Origin of the sequence: Nocardia brevicatena NBRC 12119 (genome assembly GCF_000308495.1) — a bacterium.
GTDB classification, from domain to species: Bacteria; Actinomycetota; Actinomycetes; order Mycobacteriales; family Mycobacteriaceae; genus Nocardia; species Nocardia brevicatena.
In genome coordinates this window covers 1-8,205 of record NZ_BAFU01000213.1, presented here as the reverse complement: position 1 = coordinate 8,205, position 8,205 = coordinate 1, and the positions used below count along the sequence as shown (strand labels likewise).

Here is an 8,205-nt window from a genome sequence, read left to right as displayed (position 1 = left end):
TATCGGTATTGATGGGCTTTACAGTTTCTATCTGCCCGATCTCGGCGGAACGCATCGTCCACTGCGCGATCCGGAAGCCCCCGAGGGCGAGTGAGTTCCCTGCTCAGGACTCGTCGATGACCTCGACACGATGGTTGTCGAGGATGTGCCCGTTCTCATCTTCGATGCGGATGGCCTCGATGCGGGACTTTACATTGGGGTGCACACCGTTCATGAAGTGCATCTTCAGCTCCGGCGGCTTGCCGTCTACCCAGTACTCGCGGTTCATATGGGAGATGGCGAGCTGTTTGCGGGCTTGTGCTTCGAGCTCTTTCTGGTGCGAACGCTGGGCGTCGGGATCATTGGTTTTCACTTCATGCCAGGTGCGGCCCTGGTCGGTGACGATATCGACCTCGCTGGCCATACGGGTGCCGGTGGGGGTGCTCACGTCGACCAGCGGGCCGAGATCGTGGATGTTGTCGAGTTTGGCGGCCATCCGGATTTCGCCGTCGTATCCGCGGAGGTTGGCTTCAGGGCCGTGCAGGGCGGCGTCGTTGATCGAGCGCCGGGTGACGGTTTCATCTCCTGTGGTTCCGGCGCGCACCGTCTCGGAGAGGCGCGAGATGCTGTTGCGGGTGGTGTCGATTCCTTCCTGCCAGCGGTCAGCACCTTTGTCTGCCAGTTCCGGTGATCTCTCCAGCAGGGTGTTCAGCCGGTGTTGGATGGTGTCGAGATCGGCATGCATGGCGTCGAGACGATCGGCGGCTGCGCGGAGTTCGGGTTCGGGCACCGGCTGATGTTCGTGCCGGTGGATCTCGGCGAGCCGGTCGGCGATATCGACGCCGTCACGGTCGGCTGCGCCGCGCATCTTCTCGAACCACTGATTGGTGTTGTTCGCCGCGACGCTGTCGATCATCCGCTGCGCCTTCGGTGTTTGGGTGAAGGCCTCGGTATCGCGTTGAGCAAGGCGGTCGGCGACGTGCGGGGGAAACCGTCGCGCGTGAACTCGGCCCGCCGCTCGAGCAGGGTCTCACGGTAGGTGTTGGCCATGGGCTGCTGCCGATATTCGTGGTAGCGGTCGTGCAGCAATCTCGTAGCTCGGTCAACGGCGTGGGGATCGGCGTTGCTGTTCTCGAGCCGGGTGAGCGCCTGTCCAAGACCCTTGGGCAGCGAGGAATTCTGTTCGGCCCGTGCCGTGAGCCGGGCCAGTGCGTCATCGACCGATCCCGCCCGGGTCCGCGGTGAGGTCGCGATCTCGCGAAGCACGGGGGCGAGTCCGATGTTGTCTGCCCATTCGGTGGTGCGGGCGGCGGCGTCGCGGGTGATCAGCTGCTGGGCGCGTTCCCCGCGCAGATAATCGTCGACCTCGTTCTGGCGGCGGTTTCGGCCGCGTCCTCAGTCTCGCCTCGGTCGCGCAGGGCGTGAGATCTGTTGTTGAGGAATTCTTGTCGCAGGCTCCGCTCCCGCACCTGTCGTTGCTGCTGGTATCTGTCCAGTACTGCCCGCTCGACCCGGGCCGCGGTCCCCGGATCCACCCCGCTCGCGTGGACCTTGGCCAGCAGCGCCGCCACGTTATCGGGAACCCGGTCGCGTTCACCACCGCGGCCCTCGTGCACCGTCGGCGGATCCGGTCGCCACATGCCGGCTTCGACCAGTTCACGACCATCGTGATCGGCGTCGCCGATCCTTCGTGTCCCACGGACCTCTTCGGCCAGGTCACCCAGTGTGCGATGCAAGTGGGGACTGGCCCGGTGAGCGAGCACCTCGACCATGTCGTCGCGCATGCGCTGAAGCAACTCACGCCCCGCTTCACTCAGGGGTACCCAGCTCATCACGAACTCCGGCCGACAGCACCCGACACGAAACCCACCGCCGAGATCACCGCCGTCGAGCGGCAGGGTCGCTGTCGGCCTGATACCGGCGCAATCCCTCGTCGGAGATCCGCGCGTATTTGACCAGGCTCCGTACCGAGGTATGCCCCGATAGTTTCATCAGCACCGGCGTGGACGCGCCGTCCTCCGCGGCATGGGTCAGCCGGGAATGCCGCAGTTGATGCAACGTGTACGGACCATCGTCGAAAACCGCGGTGTGAGCCTCGAACAACTCGGCGGCGCGACGGTAGGACAACCGGGCCCGACCCGTCGACGGGTCGACATCGCCTGCCGCCACCGACGGGCGAGCCCTGCGATCGGTGAGCAACAGCGGCCCGAAGCGGCGCCCGACCAGCATCCGCGGCAACAACCGCGCGGTGCCGGTCTGCCACGCGATGATCTCCCGGGCTCCGCCCTTGCGGGTCACCACCGCGCAGCGGTTCGCCGTGTCGAGGTCGGGCACATCCAGCATCAGCACCTCCTCGGCGCGGGCCGAGGATTCGTAGAGCAGATGCCACAGGACCCGTTCCCGCAGCGGTGCATCCGATCCCAGAATCTGCGCGACCCGCTCCCGGCTCAACGCCCTACTGGTGTCCGGCGGCGCGGGCCTGGCCCGCAGCCGCACCAGCGGATCCCCGGTCAGCCAGCCCTGCTCCCGCCAGTACCCGCACGCCGACGCCAGCGCTGTCAACCTGATGTTGAACGTCTTCGCCGATTTACCGCCCCACACGAAGGTGAACCAGCCACTCACCCGATCCGGTTCCGAACCCAGAAGCAACACATCCGTATCCGAACCGAAATCGGCCACCAACCGATCCAGTGCCACAGCGTAGGTCTCGCGGGTGTTTCGCACCCTGAGCGTCGCCAGATAGATCTGCACCGCATCCGCCAGCCGCACACCACCGGCCGCCCTCGGAAGCATCCGAACCCGCCCCGTCCCCGCCTCCGAACTCGCTACCGCATATAGTTTCCCGAGTCGCCCCAACGTGAAACGTCCATAACGCCGGGACGAGCGAACAGCTACCGCAGATAGTATGCCACTATCTGCCATAACTCCTTAGCGAAAGGGTCTAATCGCCCTGGGAGTTACCGGAGGAGTCACCCGGCCAGGCTGCGAACGATTGCCCAGTAGCGCCCAAGCAGCCTCCGGCGAGGAACTACCGAACTAACCGTTACGACATAAGTAGTAGGAGTTACCGCAGATAGTGACTCATTATCTGCGGTACCGGCTCGGCTCCGGACTCCGCGGATCTGCACCATCCGTGACTCCTCGTACCGCCGGACCGCGGTACGCGCCGGCGACTCCGGAAATTATGTGCGGTAGCGCCGCTGCGCTGCTCGGATTGATAGCCAAACCGCTGAGCGTGACTTTTCGCGAACCTGGACCCCGTACCCCGGCTACAACGTGCGGTCAGAGGATGGTCATGGAATGATGTCTTAATCGGCGAGATAATAAGTATTATACGGAAAGTGGCTGCAAGAGCCGTCAAGGGGATATGGGACAGCGCCAAGCTCACCAAGAGGGGGTATCTGGATGTCACCGACGTAACTAAAGTTGCGGTCAAGGAACACGAGCGAGCAGAGGAAATGGCTCAAGACGCGGTCCCGAAGGATACTCATCTGGACGGTGCCGAGCCCAGTACCCCTATCTCGCGGAATGCAGACAGTGTAGCAGTAGATACGGCCACGGTTGTCCAAGGTAAAGATTTGTTTAATAAAATCGATTACGAGAGATTATATGCTGAACGCAGCTACGACCACAAAAGCTCTCACCCTAGAATAATGGAGGAAATCTACAGACAGCAAGGATTCGACGGTTTGCCGATGCTTGCCGGACCGGGAGGCGTCGATGCAGTTATCGCATCCGGAGGCCGCGAGCTATTCAGGGGAGTGAGTAAACCGGAATATGTGCAAAGCTTCAAGACGGGAACCTATTTTGCAGGTCGTGGTGTCAGCGGATCGGGAACATATGTGACAACGGATGAGTTCTATACGCACACGTACGATCACAAGATGAGAATGGCTTTACGACCTGGTGTAAAAACCGCATCGTATGCTGAACTTAAAGCGGAGAGAGAGGCTGAACGGAATCAGATCTACCAAGAAATGATAAGTCTGGAAGATCATCCTTCGCGAGATACGGCCGATCAATTGGAAAAGTTGAAACGCAAGCTATGGGTGCTGCAAGACATGGGTCGTTTCGCAGCCATTCGCGGCTATGACGCATACGAGTCCATGAACACCGAATACTACTGGGTTGTACTGAACCGCACAGCGCTTGTGGTCGAACGGTGAGGTGATCTCACCTTGAGTTTCTGGCCTGGCTCCCGATTACGGGCAACCCGCACGATGTCGTCGCGGAACTCCTTGGGATAAGGCTTGACCCTAAATAGACAGCGGCGAGATCGAAGCACTACCCCCTCCCCCGGCAACCGATGACCGGACTATCCGACATGAGGCCACTTTGCGGCTCGGGCCGGCTTCGGGACTCCGGGCCGATTTCCGCCGGATGCTCTCTGACCCCGAGACGGGCTCGACGCCCGCAGCAGGTTGTATGTCTCAGCTGTGATCGTCTGTCGTGGCAGAACGGAGAGTGGCTGTTCGGAGTCGGAAAGGAGCGACGCCGGCGGGGTTGAGGAGAACATCGGCGCTGGTCGGGATGATGTCGATGAGTGTATTGCCGTGGACGGGGATCCACCGGTCGATGTCGATGTGTGCCTTCTGGAGTTCGGCGGTGGCGACGATGACGCAGGGCACTTCGCCGGAGGCCGTGTCCGGTAGTGGCCGGTTGTGTACGTCGCAGCCGATTTCCACGATCGAGTCACGGACGGCGTTGACCAGTTCGGTGCCGAGTTGCTGTCCTTCGGCGATCAGGCGTAGTACGGCCTCGATCGGATCGGTCGGTACGCTCGGGGTGCTGGGGCGGTAGCGGGGATTCGGCCGAAACGGCCCGGTCGTGGCATCGGCACGCAGTTCCCATCCGCCCACGATGACATCCACGGGCGGGGATTCGGCCGGATCGGTCCGGTTCCAAGCGGGATCGACCAGCACGAACCAGTTGTGGTGCCGGATAGCTTCCGGTGGAAGGTTGCCCCCAGTTCGTTGTCCTCACGTCGGCGCCACGCCTATCGCCACATCTCATGGCACCCACCTATGGTTGCGCATCCGAATTTTGTGCGCATAGCCTGGTGGCGAGGTAGGGTAAAAGGTCGCGCTATCCGTTCCGACGTGCGATGTGGTGATGCGGGTGAAGCAGACCCTTCCTGTAGTGCACGGTGGGTGCGGCGCCGGCGCCCTCGAGTCGTCCTCGAGATAAACCGTGAGCGGTGTGACAGGCGAGCCCCTGTTCGGCGGGATGGCCCCTCGACTGCTGTGCAAGGCGGCCGAACAGATTGCAGGACTACTCGATACCGGTGCTCGTTCCATCCACAACGGTATCGAAAAGTTCACCGGCCGAGTTCGCTGTGCGGGGAACGATGCGTCGAACGCCGATGAGGTCGGGGCCGATGTCGTCAACAGGCAGCGTTCCGGTTTCGGTGTGACCGACATCCACGGCACGTCTCATAACGTCCTTGACGTGCGCGTCGATCGGTTGATCGACCACGAAGGGCGCACTAACGGAATTTACTTTCCTACCAGGAAAGCAGAAGACGACCGGCCGGCAGACGAGGAGGCCTTCCCGACATGGGCGCGAATGCCGAACCGTTGGGATGAAACAGAATACTTTCCCGAGCATCGCGTCACGCCAACTGACGGCCGTGAACCCTACTGGGCGGATTCAGGATCTACTCAGCCCACCCCGTGGGCCGATGAAGCCGGCGACGGCATGCTTTATGTGCAGGCGCACGCAGGTCCGAACGGGTTCGATGTCGGGGTCAACGCCGGTACCCGATGACGATCCCGACTGGATAATCAGAACATTTCCAGGAGAAGAATTCGGAAATTTGGTTGCGGCGAACGAGTTTTTCCGAGCCGCGTCCCGTGCAGGACCCGGTAAACCACTGATAATGCTGGCCTGTGAAGCAGGAAACCCTGCATATGCGCACGCGGAACACGCGGCAGCGGTTGTTCACGGTGCCGGCCTGAACCATAACGTCTGTTCCACAGTCGGCGAAATCAACATACGTTACAACGAAGATATCGGTTCAGCGGATCTAGGCGTTCAAATACCGGATGGCACCGCGCCCTCCGATGCCTTCACCGTCATCCGGGCCCCGAACCGCCCTACCGGGCCGTAGGAGCTCCTATCGGGGGTCGGGGAGCATCCGGCGGAAATCCGGCGCTGAGGGAGATAATGGCGAATATGTATGACGCGAGAGGTGAAAATACGGTGGCCTTGCGGCCCGAGCAGTTGGCGGAGTTCTTCCTGGAGCGAGCCAATGCCGGGGACGTGGAGGGGGTGGTGGCGCTGTACGAGCCGGGCGCGGTGCTCGCCTACCCGGCCGGACAGTTGAGCATCGGACACGAACGAATACGGTCTGTCTACACCGAATTCCTGGCCGGCAAGCCGAAACTGGAGTCGGCCGGGCAGCAACGTCCGATCGTGAACGGCGACTTCGCCCTCACCTCGACACTGCTATCGAGCGGGGACGTAACAGTTGAGGTCGCCCACCGCCAGCCGGACGGTAGCTGGCGATGGATCATCGACCAGCCATCGATTCTGCCGGCGGAGTAGCCCATCAGGGTCGACCGGCACCGACAATTACCCGGGTCCACGGTTCCCGCCGCGTCGTCCGACCATCCACGTGCCGCCGTCGCTGAAGTTCCTGATTCCCGACATCAGTAGTCGTCTCCGACGATGACGATGGCCGGCTCCACGGAGGAGCGTTTTCTGTGTACCCATAGCGGAGAATATCGTGTCGATCTGTTCCACTGTCGGCGTCGGCGGCATCATCGGTCGCCCGTCGCCGGCCGCGGCGACCAAGGGCGAAGCGGCTCTCGATGGCAAGCGGGCGGCGCCCGCGCGGCAGTACTTGGAGGTTGAGTAGCAGCGGTACAGCCCGTTGGCGCTCAGCTTGGTTTTAACCTGCCGGGTGCCGTGACGGGTCCCCGGTTGGTCACGCAAGCAGCCCTTGGTCGATGATTCCTGTTGCGGGACAGAGAAGTTCGACTCGAGGGCTGCGGTGTTCAGTATGAGGGATGGCGGGCGTGGGGGCACGCTCGGGGAGTTGGTGGGGTTGCGGCAGGCGTTCTACGACTGTCTGACCGCGCGGGCGGATGTGTTGTTCGAACTGTGTGAGGCGGTGTTGTGCGCCGAGGGTCCGGTCCGCTCGCTGGTCGGGTTGTCGCTGGTGGCGGAGCATCGCCGCGGGCACGGCGCGTTGTACGACGCGGTGAACAGCGGCCGGATCGAAGTCGACCGGCTGCGCACGGTGTTGGCCGGGCTGCGGTTGCCGCGTGCCGCGGACGGGCGCCTGGTGCTGGTGGTCGATGTGTCGCCGTGGTTGCGCCCGGACGGTGCGACGTGTCCGGATCGGTCGTTCTGTCGCACCTATGGCCGCGGCAAGGGCGAGCATCAGATGCTCCCGGGGTGGCCGTACTCGATCGTCGCCGCCCTGGAAACCGGGCGTCACTCCTGGACCGCGCCGCTGGACGCACTGCGTCTGGCACCCGGCGCGGATATCGCAGCGGTGACCTGCGCCCAGATCCGTGACGTGGTGCACCGACTCCTCGTCGCTGGCCAGTGGCGTGGCGGTGACCCCGAGATTCCCGTGGTGCTCGACGCCGGGTACGACGCCCCGCGCATCGCGCACCTGCTCGCCGACCTGCCGGTGCAGATCCTGGGCCGATTGCGGTCGGATCGCGTGTTCCGGCGGCCTGCTCCGTCGCGCCGCCACAATCCGGCAGGCAGTCGAGCGCCCGAACACGGCGGCGAGTTCGTCTTCAAAGACCCGACCACCGGGAACGACGAACACGTGGTGACCGGCACCGATACCAGATTTTACGGGACAGCGACCGCGCAAGCGTGGGATCGGCTGCACCCGAGGTTGACCCGCCGCGCGGCCTGGACCGACCACAACGGGCCGCTGCCGATCATTTCCGGCACCTCATTTCCGGCACCGTGATCCGGCTGACCGTGCAGCATCTGTATAAAACTGCAGGAGTTGGTTGACATCCGGGCTTGTTGATCGTAAGGAGTTCCGGGTGAGTGAGCCTGGGTTGGACCGCGAGGTGCGTCGGCGCCCCGCGGTCCTGCGTCATGTCGAGGAAGTCTTCGGCAGCGTCGCGATGACGTGCCGGTACTCGGCATCAGCCGTCCGACGTACTACAAGTGGCCACGACGCTATGAGACCGAGGCCGAGGACTGGCCCGAGGACCTGGCGGGCGTGGTCCTCGCCGCGGTCCGCCAGGCCCC

At 63.1% G+C, this 8,205-nt stretch carries 9 protein-coding genes; 5 read left to right on the top strand and 4 right to left on the bottom strand.

What is annotated here, in order from left to right:
• Positions 1 to 103: 103 nt before the first annotated feature.
• Entirely contained in the window at positions 104 to 724 is a 621-nt protein-coding gene (locus ON20_RS26440; protein ID WP_169332380.1) for a hypothetical protein, read from the bottom strand.
• Between ON20_RS26440 and ON20_RS37485 the strand changes: the two genes are divergently transcribed.
• Positions 695 to 1,018 (top strand): hypothetical protein, encoded by a 324-nt coding sequence (locus ON20_RS37485; RefSeq protein ID WP_169332379.1) that lies wholly within the window; start codon positions 695 to 697, stop codon positions 1,016 to 1,018. The genes ON20_RS26440 and ON20_RS37485 overlap by 30 nt on opposite strands.
• Before the next feature lie 286 nt (positions 1,019 to 1,304).
• Here ON20_RS37485 and ON20_RS26430 read toward each other — a convergent pair whose 3' ends face one another.
• Together ON20_RS26430 and ON20_RS26425 are read right to left on the bottom strand one after the other, a co-directional pair.
• Complete coding sequence (locus ON20_RS26430; protein ID WP_040839899.1) at positions 1,305 to 1,811, bottom strand: hypothetical protein; 507 nt, start codon at positions 1,809 to 1,811, stop codon at positions 1,305 to 1,307.
• A gap of 46 nt (positions 1,812 to 1,857) precedes the next feature.
• Complete coding sequence (locus ON20_RS26425; RefSeq protein ID WP_245547504.1) at positions 1,858 to 2,772, bottom strand: tyrosine-type recombinase/integrase; 915 nt, start codon at positions 2,770 to 2,772, stop codon at positions 1,858 to 1,860.
• A gap of 548 nt (positions 2,773 to 3,320) precedes the next feature.
• Here ON20_RS26425 and ON20_RS36880 point away from each other — a divergent pair.
• Complete coding sequence (locus tag ON20_RS36880; RefSeq protein ID WP_157229022.1) at positions 3,321 to 4,145, top strand: hypothetical protein; 825 nt, start codon at positions 3,321 to 3,323, stop codon at positions 4,143 to 4,145.
• 264 nt (positions 4,146 to 4,409) lie between these two features.
• On the opposite strand, the gene ON20_RS33455 is transcribed toward ON20_RS36880, so the two are convergent.
• Positions 4,410 to 4,901, bottom strand: coding sequence for a type VII secretion system-associated protein (locus tag ON20_RS33455; protein ID WP_051163363.1), 492 nt, complete (start codon positions 4,899 to 4,901; stop codon positions 4,410 to 4,412).
• Positions 4,902 to 5,178: 277 nt separating this feature from the next.
• Here ON20_RS33455 and ON20_RS36875 point away from each other — a divergent pair, with 277 nt between their 5' ends.
• The 3 genes from ON20_RS36875 (at position 5,179) to ON20_RS26405 (ending at position 7,915) form a co-directional block, all read left to right on the top strand.
• A complete protein-coding gene (locus tag ON20_RS36875; RefSeq protein ID WP_157229021.1) occupies positions 5,179 to 5,745 on the top strand; it encodes a hypothetical protein in 567 nt (188 codons plus the stop codon).
• Positions 5,746 to 6,180: 435 nt separating this feature from the next.
• Positions 6,181 to 6,525: a YybH family protein gene (locus ON20_RS26410; RefSeq protein WP_040839906.1), complete on the top strand. Its 345-nt coding sequence runs from the start codon at positions 6,181 to 6,183 to the stop codon at positions 6,523 to 6,525.
• A gap of 457 nt (positions 6,526 to 6,982) precedes the next feature.
• A complete protein-coding gene (locus tag ON20_RS26405) occupies positions 6,983 to 7,915 on the top strand; it encodes a transposase (protein ID WP_218002631.1) in 933 nt (310 codons plus the stop codon).
• The last annotated feature ends 290 nt before the right edge of the window (positions 7,916 to 8,205 follow it).